21 protein-coding genes are annotated in these 17018 nt (G+C 60.0%); 13 read left to right on the top strand and 8 right to left on the bottom strand.

From position 1 onward, the window contains the following. Window positions 1-6 precede the first annotated feature (6 nt). The 5 genes from rbsK (at window position 7) to B5P46_RS21000 (ending at window position 5643) form a co-directional block, all read left to right on the top strand. A complete protein-coding gene (gene rbsK / locus B5P46_RS21020; protein ID WP_129420398.1) occupies window positions 7-939 on the top strand; it encodes a ribokinase in 933 nt (310 codons plus the stop codon). Then, window positions 936-1811, top strand: a complete 876-nt coding sequence (locus B5P46_RS21015) for a carbohydrate ABC transporter permease (protein ID WP_003560016.1) — start codon at window positions 936-938, stop codon at window positions 1809-1811. Before rbsK ends, B5P46_RS21015 begins: the two co-directional genes overlap by 4 nt. Continuing rightward, the gene (locus B5P46_RS21010; protein ID WP_112846370.1) at window positions 1808-2836 is read left to right on the top strand and encodes a carbohydrate ABC transporter permease; all 1029 of its coding nucleotides are present in this window, start codon (window positions 1808-1810) and stop codon (window positions 2834-2836) included. The genes B5P46_RS21015 and B5P46_RS21010 overlap by 4 nt, the downstream gene beginning before the upstream one ends. 43 nt (window positions 2837-2879) lie before the next feature. Beyond that, entirely contained in the window at window positions 2880-4334 is a 1455-nt protein-coding gene (locus tag B5P46_RS21005; protein ID WP_129420397.1) for an extracellular solute-binding protein, read from the top strand. Between the two features lie 220 nt (window positions 4335-4554). Further along, window positions 4555-5643, top strand: a complete 1089-nt coding sequence (locus B5P46_RS21000; protein ID WP_129420396.1) for an ABC transporter ATP-binding protein — start codon at window positions 4555-4557, stop codon at window positions 5641-5643. Here the strand turns inward: B5P46_RS21000 and B5P46_RS20995 are convergent. After that, window positions 5640-5819 (bottom strand): hypothetical protein, encoded by a 180-nt coding sequence (locus B5P46_RS20995; RefSeq protein WP_129420395.1) that lies wholly within the window; start codon window positions 5817-5819, stop codon window positions 5640-5642. The genes B5P46_RS21000 and B5P46_RS20995 overlap by 4 nt on opposite strands. An 82-nt stretch (window positions 5820-5901) precedes the next feature. Continuing rightward, window positions 5902-8079, bottom strand: a complete 2178-nt coding sequence (locus B5P46_RS20990; RefSeq protein ID WP_129420394.1) for an OmpA family protein — start codon at window positions 8077-8079, stop codon at window positions 5902-5904. Window positions 8080-8409: 330 nt separating this feature from the next. Here B5P46_RS20990 and B5P46_RS20985 point away from each other — a divergent pair, with 330 nt between their 5' ends. The 4 genes from B5P46_RS20985 to B5P46_RS20970 all read left to right on the top strand — a co-directional run bounded on the left by B5P46_RS20985 (window position 8410) and on the right by B5P46_RS20970 (window position 11360). Next, complete coding sequence (locus tag B5P46_RS20985; protein ID WP_129420393.1) at window positions 8410-9183, top strand: transporter substrate-binding domain-containing protein; 774 nt, start codon at window positions 8410-8412, stop codon at window positions 9181-9183. Between the two features lie 113 nt (window positions 9184-9296). After that, window positions 9297-10103 (top strand): ABC transporter permease, encoded by an 807-nt coding sequence (locus tag B5P46_RS20980; protein WP_129420392.1) that lies wholly within the window; start codon window positions 9297-9299, stop codon window positions 10101-10103. Further along, window positions 10100-10930 carry an ABC transporter permease gene (locus B5P46_RS20975; protein ID WP_129420391.1) on the top strand — a complete coding sequence of 277 codons (831 nt, stop codon included), beginning with the start codon at window positions 10100-10102 and terminating at the stop codon, window positions 10928-10930. Before B5P46_RS20980 ends, B5P46_RS20975 begins: the two co-directional genes overlap by 4 nt. A 163-nt stretch (window positions 10931-11093) precedes the next feature. Beyond that, entirely contained in the window at window positions 11094-11360 is a 267-nt protein-coding gene (locus B5P46_RS20970; protein WP_062942183.1) for an usg protein, read from the top strand. Between the two features lie 65 nt (window positions 11361-11425). Here B5P46_RS20970 and B5P46_RS20965 read toward each other — a convergent pair whose 3' ends face one another. After that, on the bottom strand, window positions 11426-12148 hold the full coding sequence (locus B5P46_RS20965) for a DUF2270 domain-containing protein (protein WP_129420390.1): 723 nt from the start codon (window positions 12146-12148) through the stop codon (window positions 11426-11428). 132 nt (window positions 12149-12280) lie between these two features. On the opposite strand from B5P46_RS20965, the gene B5P46_RS20960 reads away from it, so the two are divergent. The 4 genes from B5P46_RS20960 (at window position 12281) to B5P46_RS20945 (ending at window position 14724) form a co-directional block, all read left to right on the top strand. Then, the gene (locus tag B5P46_RS20960; protein WP_129420389.1) at window positions 12281-13099 is read left to right on the top strand and encodes a class I SAM-dependent DNA methyltransferase; all 819 of its coding nucleotides are present in this window, start codon (window positions 12281-12283) and stop codon (window positions 13097-13099) included. 127 nt (window positions 13100-13226) lie between these two features. Continuing rightward, window positions 13227-13913, top strand: a complete 687-nt coding sequence (locus tag B5P46_RS20955; RefSeq protein ID WP_129420388.1) for a glutathione S-transferase family protein — start codon at window positions 13227-13229, stop codon at window positions 13911-13913. After that, the gene (locus tag B5P46_RS20950; RefSeq protein WP_129420387.1) at window positions 13910-14251 is read left to right on the top strand and encodes an ArsR/SmtB family transcription factor; all 342 of its coding nucleotides are present in this window, start codon (window positions 13910-13912) and stop codon (window positions 14249-14251) included. Before B5P46_RS20955 ends, B5P46_RS20950 begins: the two co-directional genes overlap by 4 nt. Further along, window positions 14248-14724: an SRPBCC family protein gene (locus tag B5P46_RS20945; protein WP_129420386.1), complete on the top strand. Its 477-nt coding sequence runs from the start codon at window positions 14248-14250 to the stop codon at window positions 14722-14724. The genes B5P46_RS20950 and B5P46_RS20945 overlap by 4 nt, the downstream gene beginning before the upstream one ends. 77 nt (window positions 14725-14801) lie before the next feature. Here the strand turns inward: B5P46_RS20945 and B5P46_RS20940 are convergent, their stop codons facing one another. The 5 genes from B5P46_RS20940 to B5P46_RS20920 are packed head-to-tail and all read right to left on the bottom strand — an operon-like array spanning window position 14802 to window position 16789. After that, entirely contained in the window at window positions 14802-15269 is a 468-nt protein-coding gene (locus tag B5P46_RS20940; RefSeq protein ID WP_129420385.1) for a DUF1801 domain-containing protein, read from the bottom strand. Between the two features lie 46 nt (window positions 15270-15315). Then, window positions 15316-15768 carry a DUF1801 domain-containing protein gene (locus tag B5P46_RS20935; RefSeq protein WP_129420384.1) on the bottom strand — a complete coding sequence of 151 codons (453 nt, stop codon included), beginning with the start codon at window positions 15766-15768 and terminating at the stop codon, window positions 15316-15318. 11 nt (window positions 15769-15779) lie between these two features. Continuing rightward, on the bottom strand, window positions 15780-16001 hold the full coding sequence (locus tag B5P46_RS20930; protein WP_129420383.1) for a hypothetical protein: 222 nt from the start codon (window positions 15999-16001) through the stop codon (window positions 15780-15782). A gap of 57 nt (window positions 16002-16058) precedes the next feature. Further along, the gene (locus B5P46_RS20925) at window positions 16059-16469 is read right to left on the bottom strand and encodes an SRPBCC family protein (RefSeq protein ID WP_017994327.1); all 411 of its coding nucleotides are present in this window, start codon (window positions 16467-16469) and stop codon (window positions 16059-16061) included. Next, window positions 16466-16789, bottom strand: coding sequence for an ArsR/SmtB family transcription factor (locus B5P46_RS20920; RefSeq protein ID WP_129420382.1), 324 nt, complete (start codon window positions 16787-16789; stop codon window positions 16466-16468). Before B5P46_RS20920 ends, B5P46_RS20925 begins: the two co-directional genes overlap by 4 nt. Window positions 16790-17018 lie beyond the last annotated feature (229 nt).

Genomic DNA, 17018 nt, shown 5'->3' with positions numbered 1-17018 from the left:
AACGAAATGAAGGTGGGTGTTTCGATCCTCGGGATTTTCGTCGCCGACACGGCCTATCTGGCCAAGCGCATGCCAAACGTTGGCGAGACCATCACCGGGACCGGTTTTGCAGTAGGCCCGGGCGGCAAGGGATCCAACCAGGCTGTCGCTGCTGCCCGCGCCGGTGGAACAGTCTCCTTCATCTCGAAGATCGGCCGCGACACCTTCGGCGATATGGCGCTGAAGACCTATGCGGAAGCAGGGGTGACGCCGAAGGTTGTACAGATGGACGATATGCCGACCGGCGCTGCCTTCATCTACGTCAATGACAGTAACGGCGACAATGCGATTATCGTCTATCCAGGTGCCGCAGGCACCATCGGCGTTGGTGATGTTGAGGCGGCCCGCGAAACCATCGAGCAATCGGCCGTTTTCGTGACCCAGCTCGAACAACCGGCTGAAGCGGCGCAGCGCGCCCTCGAAATCGCCCATGTGGCCGGCGTTACCACTGTTTTCAATCCAGCGCCGGCCGAGCCGTTTCCGGACACGATCTATCCGCTCTGTGACTATATCGTGCCAAACGAGACCGAGGCGGCGGCCATCGTTGGCTTTCCGCTCGACACGCTCGACGACGCCAGACGGGCTGGCGACGCCTTTCTTGTCAAAGGCGTGAAAGCCGCGCTGATCACACTGGGTGGTCGCGGTGTTCTGTATCATACGGCCGGGCAATCGGTTCATGTTCCGGCGGTCTCGTCGGGAGCGGTCATTGATACCACCGGCGCCGGCGACGCATTTGTCGGTGGCTTCTCGGCAGCGCTCTCGCGGGGCTTTAGTCCGGTCGAGGCCGTGCGTTTCGGCTGCGCGACCGCCGGTATTGCGGTGACGCGGCGGGGTACCGCGCCAGCAATGCCGACGATCGAAGAAATTGAGGCGCTTCTCCAGAAAGGAGGCGCGGCATGACCCGCAACGATCCGGTCAAACACTTTTTCATCTGGCCGGCGTTGCTGATCGTGCTGGTGATCTCGATCTTCCCGCTGATCTATTCGCTGACCACCAGCTTCATGAGCCTGCGGCTCGTGCCGCCGATCCCCGCGCATTTCGTCGGCTTCGGCAACTATGCGGAATTGCTTCAGAATCCGCGCTTCTGGAGTGTCACCTGGACGACGACGATCATCGCTTTTGTTGCGGTGTCGCTGCAGTATGTCATCGGTTTTTCCGTGGCGCTGGCGCTCAGCCGTCGCGTGCCTGGCGAAGGTTTGTTCCGGGTCAGCTTCCTGGTGCCAATGCTGGTGGCGCCCGTCGCCGTTGCACTGATTGCCCGCCAGATCCTCAACCCGACGATGGGCCCGCTCAATGAGTTGATGACCGCCTTCGGCTTTCCCAATCTGCCGTTTCTGACGCAGACCAGATGGGCTATCGGCGCCATCATTTCCGTCGAAGTGTGGCAGTGGACACCCTTCGTCATCCTGATGCTTCTTGCCGGGCTGCAAACCCTGCCAGAGGACGTCTACGAGGCTGCCGCGCTTGAAAATGCCAGCCCCTGGCAGCAGTTCTGGGGGATCACTTTCCCGATGATGCTGCCGATTTCGGTGGCTGTGGTCTTCATCCGCCTCATCGAGAGCTACAAGATCATCGACACGGTGTTCGTCATGACAGGCGGTGGGCCTGGCATTTCGACCGAAACGCTCACCTTGTTCGCCTATCAGGAGGGCTTCAAGAAGTTCAACCTCGGCTACACCTCCGCCCTGTCCTTCCTGTTCCTGATCGTCATTACCGTGATCGGGCTCGTCTATCTCGCCATCCTGAAGCCCTATCTGGAGAAGCACAAATGAGCGTGCGTGACCTCAAAGGATCCGGCCGCTGGTGGGCGCTCGCAGGCTGCCTACTCTGGCTAGCCTTCACCTTCTTTCCGCTTTACTGGGTCGCGATCACCTCGTTCAAGTCGCCGCTTGGGGTCGTCGGCGGGCCGACCTATATTCCATTTGTCGACTTCGACCCGACGCTGACAGCCTGGAGCGAGCTTCTGTCGGGCGCGCGCGGCCAGTTCTACAACACCTTCATCGCCTCGACGATCATCGGGCTTTCCGCATCGGTGCTGGCCACCTTCATCGGATCCATGGCAGCCTATGCGCTGGTGCGCTTCACCTTCGAGGTCAAGCTGCTGTCCGGCGTGATTTTCGTCGTTGTTGCCTTCGGCGGATATCTGCTCGGCCGTCATGTGCTGGGCTACGGGCAGGCTATTTCGCTGATCTTTGCCTTTGTTGCAGCGCTTGCGCTCGCCATCGGCTCCAGCCGAATGAAGCTTCCAGGGCCGCTCCTCGGCAATGATGATATCGTCTTCTGGTTTGTGAGCCAGCGCATGTTTCCGCCGATCGTCGCCGCCTTTGCCTTGTTCCTGATGTATACGGAAATGGGCAAGTTGGGGTTCAAGCTGGTGGACACCTATACAGGCCTCACCTTCGCCTATGTCGCCTTCTCGCTGCCGATCGTGATCTGGCTGATGCGCGATTTCTTTGCGGCACTGCCGGTAGAAGTCGAAGAGGCGGCGATGGTCGACAATGTGCCGTCGTGGAGAATTTTCTTCGGTATCGTCCTGCCCATGTCCAAGCCGGGCCTGATCGCGACATTCATGATCACGCTCGCCTTCGTCTGGAACGAGTTCCTGTTCGCGCTCTTCCTGACCAGTTCCAAATGGCAGACACTTCCCATTCTCGTCGCAGGGCAAAACAGCCAGCGTGGCGACGAGTGGTGGTCGATATCGGCAGCCGCCCTGGTCGCGATCATACCGATGGTCGTCATGGCGGGCATTTTGAGCAGGTTAATGCGGTCTGGCCTGCTTTTAGGAGCAATAAAGTGACCGTTCGACAACCCTAGTCATTGTTCAATTCCGGGAGGAAAACATGAAAAGATTGCTATTGAGTTCAACGGCCGCAGGACTACTTGCTGCGGCGGGCGTCACATCCGCGCTCGCCTGCGAACCGGACTACACCGGTGTCACGCTCACCGCCACGACGCAGACAGGCCCCTATATTGCCTCTGCGCTGCAACTCGCGGCCAAGGGCTGGGAAGAAAAGACCTGCGGCAAGGTAAATGTCGTCGAATTTCCGTGGTCGGAACTCTATCCGAAAATCGTAACCTCGCTGACCTCGGGCGAAGACACGTTCGATGTGGTTGCCTTTGCGCCGGCCTGGGCACCGGACTTCACCGACTTTCTCTCGGAAATGCCGAAGAATATGCAATCAGGTGCCGACTGGGAGGACATCGCGCCGGTTTACCGCGAGCAACTGATGGTCTGGAACGGCAAGGTCCTGTCGCAGACCATGGACGGTGATGCCCATACCTATACCTACCGCATTGATCTGTTTGAAAACGCGGAAAACCAGAGCGCCTTCAAGGCGAAGTATGGCTACGATCTGGCCCCGCCGAAGACATGGAAGCAGTATCTCGACATCGCTGAATTCTTCCAGCAGCCGGACAAGGGCCTTTGGGGCACGGCGGAAGCCTTCCGCCGTGGTGGCCAGCAATTCTGGTTCCTGTTCAGTCACGTTGCGGGATACACCAGCCATCCCGACAATCCCGGCGGCATGTTCTTCGATCCTGACACGATGGATGCGCAGGTCAACAATCCGGGCTGGGTGCGCGGCCTTGAGGAATATATCCGCGCCTCCAAGCTCGCACCGCCGAACGCGCTCAACTTCTCCTTCGGCGAAGTCAATGCCGCCTTTGCCGGTGGCCAGGTCGCGGAATCGATCGGCTGGGGCGATACCGGCGTCATCGCCGCCGACCCGAAGCAGTCCAAGGTCGCCGGCAATGTCGGTTCGGCATCGCTGCCGGGCTCGGACGAGATCTGGAACTACAAGACCAAGAAGTGGGACAAGCAGCCCGAGGTCGTCCAGACTTCCTTCATGGCCTTCGGCGGTTGGCAGGCGGCTGTTCCGTCGTCGTCCAAGAAGCAGGAGGCAGCTTGGAACTATATCCAGTTCCTGACGAGCCCAGCAGTTTCCGGTCAGGCGGCGATTACCGGCGGCACAGGCGTCAATCCTTACCGTCTTTCGCACACGACAAATACTGCGTTGTGGTCGAAGATCTTTTCCGAGCGTGAGGCGAAGGAATATCTTGGAAGCCAGGAGGACGCGGTGACCGCCAAGAACACGGCGCTCGACATGCGCCTGCCGGGCTATTTCTCCTATACGGAAATTCTTGAGATCGAGCTTTCCAAGGCATTGGCTGGAGAAGTGACGCCGCAGCAGGCGCTGGATACCGTGGCTGCCGGATGGAACAAGCTGACGGACGAGTTCGGCCGCGACAAGCAACTGGCAGCCTATCGTTCGTCGATGGGCCTGCCTGCGAAGTAAGCCCATCCTCAACATCCCATCCCGGCGGTGCCGGGATGGGATTAGACATCGTTGAAAGAAGAAGGAAACCATCGCCGCTTAGAGCGCCGTGCGTCCTTTCGGACGCACAAAGGACGCTCTAACTCTTTCAATCCTCGCATCGTGCTTTCCGAAAATCGATTCCGATTTTCGGGCCGATGCGCTGGGCCAGGCGATGGAATTCTCATGAAAAGGTTACAGCATGTCCCAGGTGCGTTTGGATCAGGTCACCAAATCCTTTGGTAGCGTTGAGGTCATTCCTCCGCTCGATTTGGCAATTGCCGACAAGGAATTCGTGGTTCTTGTCGGGCCTTCCGGCTGCGGGAAGACAACCACCCTGCGGATGATCGCGGGGCTGGAACAGACGACATCAGGGGAAATCCGTATCGGTGAGCGGGACGTTACTACGCTGCGCCCGGGTCTGCGCAATTGCTCGATGGTGTTTCAGAATTACGCGCTCTATCCGCATATGACAGTCGCCGAAAACATCGGCTACGGCATGAAGGTGCGCGGAACGCCGAGGCAGGACATCGATGCCGCCGTTGCAAATGCGGCGCGCATTCTCAATCTCGGTGCCTATTTGAAACGCAAGCCGAACGCGCTCTCAGGTGGCCAACGCCAACGTGTGGCGATTGGCCGAGCGATCGTTCGCCAGCCGGATGTGTTCCTGTTCGACGAACCGCTGTCCAACCTCGACGCTAAATTGCGCATTGAAATGCGAACAGAAATCAAGCTGTTACACCGCAGGCTCAAAACCACGATCGTGTACGTTACACACGATCAGGTAGAGGCGATGACGATGGCAGATCGGGTCGTGGTTATGAATCAAGGGCGGATCGAGCAGGCCGCTGATCCGATCACCCTTTATGAATCCCCGAAGAATCTCTTTGTCGCTGCCTTCATCGGCTCGCCAAGCATGAATTTCATCGAGGGGCGACTTGTGCAAAACTCCGGTGGAATTGCCTTCCAAGCTGAAGGTGGCGTCGACATTGCAGTTCCTACGCAAAAAGCCGAGCGCCTTTCGGCGGCAGTGGGACAATCAGTGGTTCTCGGAATCCGACCGGAGCATACTATGGTTAGGGATCCCAACGTTTCAACGGTGAGCCTTCAGGTCGCCGATATCGAGCCCCTCGGTCCATATACACTGGCGATCGGCAAGGTCGGGTCAGCGGCCTTTACTGCCCAAATCGACGCGTCATCGCGCGTTGGCCCGGATGACAGAATTAGCGTTCCAATTGATACCCAAAAAATGCACTTTTTCCTTAAAAGTACCGGAGATACGGTCGGCTAAGAAAGCACAGTGAGCTTATCCGGCAATCCACCAAAAGGGCATGCGGCCATCGCGATCTGCGGCGTACGCGGCGTCGGCAGCGCCGCATAGGCGCTATAGGGCGTCGCAATGCCTCGAAGATCGACGACAATCCGCTCCCTGCCGGCACCGCCCGCTGGCAGAAGAGCGAGCCGCACTTCTCCACCATCTTTCAAGCCACTTGGAAAGCAGAAGCAAGACCGAAATGCCCCTCCCCGGAAATGGGGAGGGGCAACATCATTACTTGTTGGCAGCGACCGGGCGGACTAGTGCCGTGACGCGGCGGATGGTGACGCGGCGGTTTTCCTGCTCGGGGGCCGACGTGTTGACCTTCAGGTAGTTCTCACCATAACCCTGCGTCGCGAGGTTCTCCGGCGCGATGCCGTAGACGTCGGAGAGCACGTTGGCGACCGATTCCGCCCGCTGGTCGGAGAGGATCAGGTTGCTCTGGTCTGAGCCGACAGCATCGGTATGCCCCTCGATCAGGAAGGTTTCGCTCGGATCCTTCTCGAGCACCTGGCTGATCGCGTCGGCGACCTTGCGCAGCGTCCGCGCCTGGGTCATCGGGATATCGGCGCTGCCGGTCGCGAAGGTGATCGTGTCGAGGTCGATGCGACGCACCTTGTCGCGGATACGGGCCGAGTACTTCACCTCATCCAGCGAATAGACGCGCTCGACCGGCTCGACCGGCGGCTCGCTCAGGAACTCGTAATAGTCCCGGTTCGGGTCGCTGCGAGTATCGATGATGTAGTCGCTGAGCGGTACGCGCAGCCGCATCGGCGGCAGGTCGGCGCCCGGATCCTCGAAATAGTCGCGGTCCGGATCGTCATAGAGGTCCTGCGAATAATAGAGCACGTCCTCGCGCCCGCGGGCATCGACGCGCGACCGCTGGATGATGTCGCCGTAACGGTTGCGGATCGTCACGATGCGATAGCCTTCCGGCCGCGTGATCGTCTCGCGGTAGCGGTCGCCTGACAGCTCTTCGTAGCTCGGCCGTTCGCCGTCGCGTAGGAAACGTCTGTCGTCGTCGCCGCGCACGATCGTCCTGTTGTCGTACTGGATGATCACACGGCTGTCGTCGCCGCGGTCATCGAAGCGCGCGCCGTCAGGACGGACGAATCGTGGCCGCTCATCGAGCTTCCTGCCCTTCTCGCGGGTCACCGCCTCGAGTTTGACTGGCGCCGGCGCTTTGGCGCCGCTCAAAGCCTGTGCATCGGCATCCGAGGTCGGCACCTTCACCTCCTGGCTGTCGGCGCGCTGCCTGTCGCGGTCGCGGCGGCCTTCCCGGCCCTTGCTGCGGTCGGCATCCTTGTCGCTGTCGAGCACGGCCGCACCGTTCTCCACGGGCAGCACGACGGTCTCGCTGCTCTTGGCCGGATCTGCGGCGATCTTCTTACGGCGCTCCAGCTCCTCGGGCGAAGCCTTTTCCGGCGCTGGAATAGCCTGCTCCACCTGCTGGCCGCCGCTGGCATCCGGCAGCGGCTGGGCAGTGTCAGTCGCGGGCGCGGTCGGCTGTGCGCCGGCGGGCTGTTCACCGGCAGGCTTTGCCGCCGTGCCATCCTTGGGCTTTTCAGCGGGCACGGCTTCCGGTGCCGCCGCCTTGCCTTCGGTTGCCTTGCCTTCAGTCGCCTTGTCTGTGGGTGCTTTGTCTGCTGGTGCTGCAGTCTCGCCCTTTGCCGGCTTTTTCTCGGCCGGCGCCTCGGCGGCGGGTTTTTCCTCGGGCTTGGCCGAGTCCGCAGTCGGCGTCACGGCTTCGGGAGCGGCAGGCTGAGCTTCTTTCTCAGCCTTGCCCTTGCTTTTATCCCCGCCCTGGGCCTTGTCCTGTCCCTTATCCCGTTTGCCGCCTTCCGGCTTGGCTTCGGGCTGTGCCTGCTCCGCTTCCGGCTGAGCTTCCTTTGCTGCCGGCTGCTGTTCGGGCTCGGCCTGCTGTGCCTCAGTCTTCTTCGGCTTCTTCGGTTTTTCCTGGGTTACCGGCTGCTCGGCCTCCGGCTTCGCCTCGGGCTGCGCTTCCGATTTGGCTTTCCGCTCAGGCTTGCTTTCCGGCTGCGAAGCAGGCTCCTCTTTCGGCGCTGCTTCGGCCTTGGGCGGTTCCGGCTCTGCCTTGGGTTCAGGCGCCGGAGCTTCCTTGCGCTCAGCCTTCGGCTTTTCCGGGGGCGCTTCCTGCTGCGCCGGCTGCTCGGCGGCCGGCGCCTTTTCGGCCGGGGCTTCCTCCTGCTGCTTGCGCTTCTTCTTCAGCAACTCCTCCTCGGAAGGCGCGTCCTGCGCCACCTCGAAGCTGCCTTGCTCGGCCTGTCGCACGACCGATGCCTGCGTCGCGACGTCGCGCACGGCAGCCATCGCCGTTGCCGGCTGCAGAGCCAGCGACAGAGAAAGCAACGGAAAAGCCGCGCTCGCGAACAATCTTGATTTCATGCCCATCGGGTTTCCTCGATCCTGTTTGAGCTTCTTGAGGCCGTCAGGCCCTGGTTCCGCCCCTAGCTGCGCATTGAGGCGAAACGGCGGAATGGCAATTGCCGAGCCGCCGATTTGTTCCGGTTCTAGGAAGTCGGGGATTAACCTCGCGTGAATGTTGCAGTCTGCCGGCGTTCATCTCGCCTGTTATTTGCACCGCACAATTGCGATGGGATTTGTGTTGCAATTCCATGAAAAAAAGTCTGATTATCGCCGCAAGGCGGTCTCTGCACCGTTGAACTGCGGCCGTCAGCCCAACAGAAAAAGGAGCGACGGCTACCAACAGAGAGGATCCTCATGCTTAATTCTACCCGTATCTTCGCGGCAGCCTCGATCGCGGCGATGTCCCTCTTCGCTGGCTCGGCCATGGCCGATGGCGAGAAATATGTGATCGGCACCGATTCGACCTATCCGCCCTTCGAATTCGTCGATGCCAGCGGTACGATCCAGGGCTTCGACATCGACATCACCAAGGCGCTCTGCGCTGAAATGAAGGCGGAATGCACCTTCGTCAGCACCGACTGGGACGGCATCATCCCGGCGCTCAACGCCAAGAAGTTCGACATGATCGTCTCCTCCATGTCGATCACGCCGGAGCGTCTGAAGCTCGTCGACTTCTCAAACAAGTACTACAACACCCCGCCGGCCATTGCCGTACCGAAGGATTCGACGATATCAGACGTCGCCGGCCTCAAGGGCAAGGTGATCGGCGCGCAGACCTCCACGACGCACGCCAACTATGCCGAGAAGCATCTCGCCGACACAGAGCTCAAGCTCTATCCGACCGCTGACGAATACAAGCTCGACGTTGCCAGCGGCCGTGTCGACGCCGTCATCGACGACGTCGTCGTTCTCTCCGAATGGGTCAAGTCCGACGCCGGCGCCTGCTGCAAGATCCTGACGACCCTGCCGGTCGACAAGGAAATCAATGGCAACGGCGCCGGAATTGCTATCCGTAAGGGCGACCCGCTCAGGGAAAAGCTGAACACAGCGATCGCTGCGATCCGCGCCAGCGGTGAATACAAGAAGATCCAGGACAAGTACTTCGACTTCGACGTTTACGGCGAATAAGAAATTCGCTATCTGGCCGATGAAGATAATGGCGGAAGGCTTGCTCTTCCGCCATTTTTGTTTGACAAAGATGGCAAGATCAAAACGGCAAAAGCCGTGAGGGGAATTCTCGCATGGGCGGATTATTTTCCGCGCTGGGCTCCTTCTGGAGCTGGATTGTGCATATTTTCGATCCGCTTTGCGGACCCGTTGGCATCTTCACTTGGTTAGGTCAGTCGACGATTCTTGCCTGTGGCGATACCGGCTGGGGCGATGAGATTGCGCTTGGCCTGCAGGTCACCGTTTCGGTGGCGATCGTTACCCTGCCGATCGGCCTCGCCATCGGCTTCCTGGTGGCGCTTGGCCAGCAGTCGGAGGAAAAGCCGCTGCGGCTGGCGGCCGGCATCTACACGACGATCTTCCGCGGCCTGCCGGAGCTTCTGACGCTCTTCATCATCTACTACGGCATGCAGATGCTGATCCAGTCTCTGCTGACCTTCGTCGGTTATGACGGGCCGCCGGTCGAGATCAACGCCTTCCTCGCCGGCGTCATCGCGCTTTCGGTCGTCTTCTCCGCCTATTGTTCGGAAGTGCTGCTCTCGGCCTTCCGCGCCATTCCCAAGGGGCAATATGAGGCAGGCGACGCGCTTGGGCTGCATAGCGGCCGCACGCTACGCCTGATTATCCTTCCGCAGCTCGTGCGCATCGCGCTGCCGGGCCTGACGAACCTCTGGATGGTGCTGTTGAAGGACACCTCCTACGTCTCGATCATCAGCCTTGCCGATATCCTGCGCCAGACGAGTGTCGCCGTGCGCGTGACCAAGGAACCCTTCTTCTTCTATGGTCTGGCCTGTTGCCTCTATCTGGTGCTCGCAATCCTCTCTTCCTTTCTGCTCGTCTATGTCGAGCGTTGGGCCAAGCGTTCGGAGGTCCGCCGATGAGTTACGCTGAAACGTTGATCCCGCCGCAGCCCGCACCCCGCAAAGTGATGAAGCCGATGACGCCGGCGCGCATGGCCGGCTATATCTTTGTCGCCATCTGGGCCGTGCTCGCAGTCCTTCTCGTCATTTCCGTCATCAATGGCTGGGATCCGGAAAAATTCACCCGCTACGGGCCGCGTTACCTCCACGGTCTCTGGATAACGCTGAGCCTCGTTTTCATTTCCGTCATCTGCGGCGCCATCCTGTCGCTGCCGCTTGCGGTGGCGCGCATGTCAAGGAACCGGGTGCTGAATGCGCTGGCCTACGGCTACATCTATTTCTTCCGCGGCACGCCGCTGCTTGCCCAGCTGTTTCTGGTCTATTACGGCCTCGGCATATTCCGGCCGCAGCTTGAGGCCGTCGGCATCTGGTGGTTCTTCCGCGATGCCTGGTATTGCGGCCTCTTTGCCATGACCATCAATACCGCGGCCTACCAGGCGGAAATCCTCCGCGGCGCCATCGAAAGCGTGCCGCATGGCCAGCACGAGGCGGCGAGTGCGCTGGGCATCCACAAGTTCATCGCCTTCCGCAAGATCATCATGCCGCAGGCTCTCATCGTCGCACTTCGCCCTTATGGCAACGAGATCATCCTGCTGATCAAGGGTTCGGCGGTCGTCGCCATCATCACCGTGCTCGACCTGATGGGCGAAACCCGCTACGCCTTCTCCCGCACCTTCGACTACCAGACCTATCTTTGGGCGGCGATCTTCTACCTCACCATCGTCGAGGCCTTGCGCCATCTCTGGGCCTGGATCGAGCGCCGCCTGACGCGGCATCTCAAGCGCTGAACCTTTAGCAGCACTCTCAGGACGATGCTGCCAAGCCATTGATATTAAAAAATAAATTGCTCTTTTACGAAGTATCTGCAAAGCTTTCGTTAACCACTCGCATGTTTCCATATCATCTAGCGCTAATAAGTGCGCGAGTGGGAACAAGAAGAAGCGGAATACGATGCACAAGGACATGGAAAAACAATTGAAGGGCTATGGTTTGACCACCGCCCAGATCCTCTACCGCCTGCCGGACCACCCGGTGATACTACAGACCTATGTTTGGCAGGATTACGACCTCGCCCCTGATTTTCCTGAAATGCGCGGCTTCCTGAAATTCTGGGAAGAGAAGCTGGACGGGCCGCTGCATTCGGTGCGCTACATCCACCGCCAGCTGATCTCGGCAACCGAGTGGCGGGCACTGAAGGGCGAGTTCATCCTGCACTGATCGGCTCTGGAGCATGATGCCGAAAAGAGTGAACGGCTTTTTCGCGTAACATCATGCTCACCGCATCAGACATGCGCTTCGCCATGGCCGAATTCGCCTTCGTCGCGATCCGGGCGCAGGGCGATACCGAGCATGCCGAGATAGAAGGCCACGACGGCTGCAATGACCGCAAGGCCGGGAACCGGCCCGAGCACGGCATTGTCGATGACATAGGCCCACGACTGCGCCTGCAGCGCCGGCATGCCCTCCGTCTGCAGTTTCGGCGTCGAGATCTTCAAGCACCAGGCGAGCAACAGGATGAAATACATCCAGCCGTAATTGCGCTTGAGCCGGCGGTGCATCGCCTCGGAGTAACTCAGCAGGAAGCGCGGCTTGCGCAGGCTGCTGGCGACTGTCACCGCCCATTCGCTGCCAGCATGGGCGTCAGGCGAAAGGATCTGTGCGAAATAGCAGCGCTCGATCTGGCGAATGCGGGCGCGATAGATATCGAAGAAGCGATAGCGGCGCGCCTCGATCATCAGAAGTAGCGTCACCAGCATCATCCCGAACAGCAGTACCCCGTGATGCGAGGTCGGCGTCGACAGCGACACCGAGAGGAGTGCTGCGACCACGGTGATCGCCCAGTTGGACGTTCGGTCGATGCGGTCGCGCCAACTCGTCATCCGCCCGAGTTCGCCGCGGTAGTAGTGGCTGAGCGTGTTGGTGACCTCGCCTGGCGTACTGGGAAGCAATGCCCGCACAACCTCTCCTTCCGGTGCCAATGACGTCCTGTCTTGCTCCATTTTCATGGCTTTTCCTCCCTTCGTCTTCTTTTCGGTCATTCTGCGCCCACAAGCGCGCCATTGCAAAACATCGAAAGCCGCCTTAGACGCATGCCTGAAACAAAAGGACGGCCTGAAACAAAAGGACGATGGACTGCGATGGCAAAGAAGATCGACGAAGAAGCCCTTGGCGAGGCCTATAACCGGGCGCTGGCGCTGGAAAAGGCCGGCGATGTCGATGCGGCCGTTGCAGCCTATGAGGAAGTCCTGGCACTTGATCCCGACGATCACGGCGGTGCGGCCGTGCGCATTGCCGCGATGGGCCGCGGCGAAACGCCTGTCAAGGCGCCCGATGCCTATGTCGAGACCTTGTTCGACCAGCATGCCGAGGTTTTCGAGGACGTGCTCGTCGAGCAGCTCGGCTATCACGTGCCGATGCTGGTGCGCCAACGGCTGCAGGCGCTGAAGCTCGGGCCATTCAAGCGGCTGCTCGATCTCGGCTGCGGCACGGGCCTCACCGGCGGCGCGCTGCGCGACCTCTGCGCTGATATCACCGGCATCGACATATCGGAGAAGATGGTCGAGATCGCCCATGAGAAGGATCTCTACGAGACGCTCTTCGTCGCCGAGGTCGAGGATTTCCTCGACGACAACGACGAGGAAGCCTTCGACATCATCGCCGCCACAGACGTGCTGCCCTATCTCGGCGCGCTCGAACCGCTGTTCTTCGGCGCCGCCGAGAACTTGATGCCGGGCGGCCTGTTCATCTTCTCGTCGGAAACCCTGCCCGAGGAAATACTCGCCGGCCGCGCCTACATGGTCGGCCCGCACCAGCGCTTTGCTCATGCCGACGCCTATGTCAGAGAACGCCTGACGGCCACCGGTTTCGAACTCGTCGAAATATCGGATATCAACGTGCGCATGGAAGACGGCCAGCCGACACCAGGCCATTTGGTGATAGCCCGGTATAATGGCTGACGCCAACATCTGATATATCGGCTGACGAATACTTGCACGGTTGGCGAAGTATCTGTTGCGCGATGCGTCACGACCTGATAGTTAGTCGATCGGTAAAGTTTACCGCAACGATAGGAAAGGTCGCCGCATGTCGCTCGTGCTCTATGGGCATCCGCTCGCCTCTTTCTGCCACAAAGTGCTGATCGCGCTTTATGAAAACGGCACTCCCTTCGAGAATCGCATCGTCGATCTTTCCGACGAAAGCTCGCGCGCCGATCTCTTTCGCTTCTGGCCGATCGGCAAGATGCCGCTGCTGCGGGACGAGGCGCGCGACAGCACCATCCCCGAGACATCGATCATCATCGAATATCTCGAGCAATATTATCCCGGCCCCGTTCGCCTGCTGCCGCTGGAGATCGACCGGGCGCTGCAGGTTCGCCTCTGGGACCGCTTTTTCGACCACTATGTCCAGGCGCCGATGCAGACCATCGTCAGCAATCGCCGGCGCCCCGACGGCACGACGGACGAGATCGAGGTGGGCGCCGCCAAGGCAACACTCGCGACCGCCTATGCGATGATCGAAAAGCAGCTCGCCGACAAACAATGGATATCAGGCGACGGCTTCACCATGGCCGATTGCGCAGCAGGCCCAGCCCTCTTTTATGCCGAGACTCTGGTTCCGTTTTCATCGGAACAGCCGAACCTTCGCGGCTACTACGATCGACTGCTGGCGCGCCCGTCCTTTGCAAGGGCACTGGAAGAGGCCCGCCCTTACTTCAAGTTCTATCCTTACAAAGAGAGACTGCCGGCCCGCTTCCGGGATGCGGCGGAATGATGGACGGCCAGGCGGATCTCGACCGCATGTTCCATGCACTTTCCGATCGCAGCCGCCGCGGCATGATCGACCGTCTCGGCCGCGGCCCGGCCTCCGTCACCGAACTGGCCGCGCCGCTCGCGGTTGCCCTGCCGACGGTGATGAAACATCTGCAGGTGCTGGAGGAAAGCGGCATCGTTTTCTCCGAAAAATCCGGCCGGGTGCGAACCTACCGCCTGCGGCAGGATGCGCTTGCCGCCGTCGAGCGCTGGGTGGAACAGCGGAAGATCCAATGGACGACCACCTTCGACAGGCTGGACCACTTTCTCGCCAATGAAACGGAGACCCTTCCCGAATGACGACACGATCCGCCGAACACGCCACTCTCGTCATCGAACGCCACCTCAAGGCGCCGATTTCCCGCGCCTTCCGCGCCTGGTCAACACCGGAATCCAAACGACAATGGTTCGCCTGCCATGGCGAGTGGGTGCCGCTGGACTACGGGCTCGATTTCCGCCCCGGTGGCACGGAAAGGAACTACGTCGCCGATACTGACGGCCTTCTGCACGCCTATGACGCCCATTATATCGATATCGTGCCCGATGCCCGCATCATCTATGCCTATGAGATGAAGCTTGGGGAAAGCCGCATCTCCGCATCGCTCACAACCGTCGCCTTTGAAGCCGAACCCGGCGGCACAAAAATGGTCTTCACCGAACAGGTGGTCTTCCTCGACGGCTACGCCGATAACGGCGCCCGCCTCCAGGGCACGGAGATCGGCCTCGACAACCTGGAACTATTCCTCGAGCGTGAGGAAAGCCCGATCCACTGATCGCATGTCACGCAAACCAAATCGCCTCGCATGAATCAAGTTTGACGCGACGCGTTTCAGGCGAAATAAGCCAAGCCTCAAGCGCTGCTTGGTTTCTTCCCCGAGCCGGCAGGACGAGCCGCGGCCCGCTTTGAAGTGTTGAGTGCGACAGCACCGCGAATGAGCGCCTTCAACGCCTCCTCGTCGATCTCGTCGCCCTCATGAAAATCGATGGCGCGCCTGGTATTGCCGTCAAGGCTGGAGTTGAAAAGGCCGGAAGGGTCCTCCAGCGAGGCGCCTTTGGCGAAGGTCAGTTTCACCACGCTTTTGTAGGTCTCGCCGGTGCAGATGATCCCGGCGTGCTCCCACACCGGAACGCCTCTCCACTTCCATTCCTCGACCACGTCGGGCTCGGCCTGCCTGATGAGGGTTCGGACCCGAGCGAGCATCACGCCGCGCCAATCGCTCAACTCCTCGATTCTCGCATCGATCAATCGAGAAGGAGAGTCACCGTCCTTCTCTTCGCTGGAGCCGCTCTTCTTCAGGGTTGCCGTGGCTTTCTTCATCGATATCTCCCCTCTGTCCCTTAAGTGCTGATGACCTGGCATCCGCTCACATTCGTTCACCGGGCAATTGGCTGGCTTGCTCCACCCAGGCGGCGAGTTGAGCCTCGTCGAGTTGGTCTTCCTCATGAATGTGGAAGTAACGCACTTCTTTTTGTTTGGACTCGCCGGGCGGGATGGGACTGAGCGACGTGCCGCGGAAGAAAGCGACCTTGATATATTTCGCGAAGCAATGAACGCCGAGGAACCAGCCCTGCCCTTCCATGCCGTAGAGGGGCGAGTTCCATTTCACGGCCTTATACACCCCGGGCACCGTGCGCGTGATGAGCGCGTCGAGACGGCGCCCGACGTCGCTTTTCCAGCCGGGCATAGCGGCGATGTAGGCTTGCACGGGAGCGTCGCCGTAACCCTTGGCGATCTGAGGGTTGCCACCCGAGAGAAGGACCGGCTCCACGGTATCGGGCTTGGCGGCTGCTGCGGTCTTGGATGTCTTCCCGGACATTGCCTTCACTCCTACCCTCCGCTGCGTCCCGCGCCGCGCCACCTGGTGGCATATGGCAGCGCGAACAAGTAGAGACCGGTGAGCAGCAGCAAGGTCAGCGGCAGCAGCGCCATGAGGCCCACCCAGACCGACGATTTCTCCTGCACCATCGCGATGATATTAATTATAACCGCCAGCGTAAAGGCAACGGACAGCCAACGGTGGATCTGCCGAAGCCAGTTATTCCAATTCAAGAGAACCTCCTGCGAAAACAAGCGAAGCGGATGGCGTGATCCGTTTTGGCAGCGGTCTCACTCGATGCGCGTCAGCACCTGCTCCAGCTTTGCGAAGAACTGCTGCCAACCGCTTTTGGCGCCCCCGTAAGCCTGCCGCTGATCCGGCCGGAAGCCCGACTGCTCCATGCGCAGTTGCGTGCCCGCGCCCGTGGGCGTGAGAGTCCAGGTGACGACACTTTCGAGATCATAGGCAGCCCAGGTGTAAGACAGGGTTTTATTCGGCTCGACTTCCAGGACCTGGCAGTCGACGGAGCCCCAATCCGCGCTCAGCTTGAAACGGTGATCCACGACCGGCACGAAGTCGTTCTTCATCAGCCAGTCCGCGATCAGATGCGGTTGGGTGAGTGCGCGCCAGATCTTTTCCGGCGGAAAAGGGATCTCTCGTTCGACGATGACGGAACGGGTTTCGTTTGAAATTTCGGTCATTGGTCCATCCTTTTCAATAGATCTTCCAGCTGGTCGAACCGATTTTGCCAGAAGCCCGCCATCTCACGTGTCCAGTCGACCAGCGGCGCCAGCGCACCGAGCTGGGCGCTATAGTGGGTCTGGCGGCCTTCATGGCGGTCGCGCACCAATCCGGCCTGCTTGAGGATTCCGAGATGTTTCGAGACGACCGGTTGCGAGACCCCGGCCCGAGCCGTCAGAGCCCCGACCGTCTTCTCTCCTTCGCGGCACAGCCGTTCGAAAAGAGCCCTCCGGGTCGGATCGGCGAGCGTTCTGAAGAGCACGTCTTGGGTGTCCGACATCTACAATCAATACCTCGTTGGCTATTGATTGATGTATAGCCATGGAGGTATGAGTGAGTCAAGGTGGACGTAAAACGACTTGAGAAAATAGTTATTGCTGAATTTGGAGCGCGTAGCAGCGCACCTTTGGCAGAGGCGCGTAAATTTCTCATACCCAAGCGCCTATACATTTTCGCCATGGGTCATGCATGCTGGCACCAACACGCCTCGCCTATGCCGAGGTCATGTA

It is taken from the genome of Rhizobium leguminosarum (genome assembly GCF_004123835.1).
Taxonomy (GTDB): domain Bacteria; phylum Pseudomonadota; class Alphaproteobacteria; order Rhizobiales; family Rhizobiaceae; genus Rhizobium; species Rhizobium leguminosarum_M.
The sequence above is the reverse complement of the archived record's forward strand: the minus strand, read 5'-3'. Positions and strand labels throughout refer to the sequence as shown.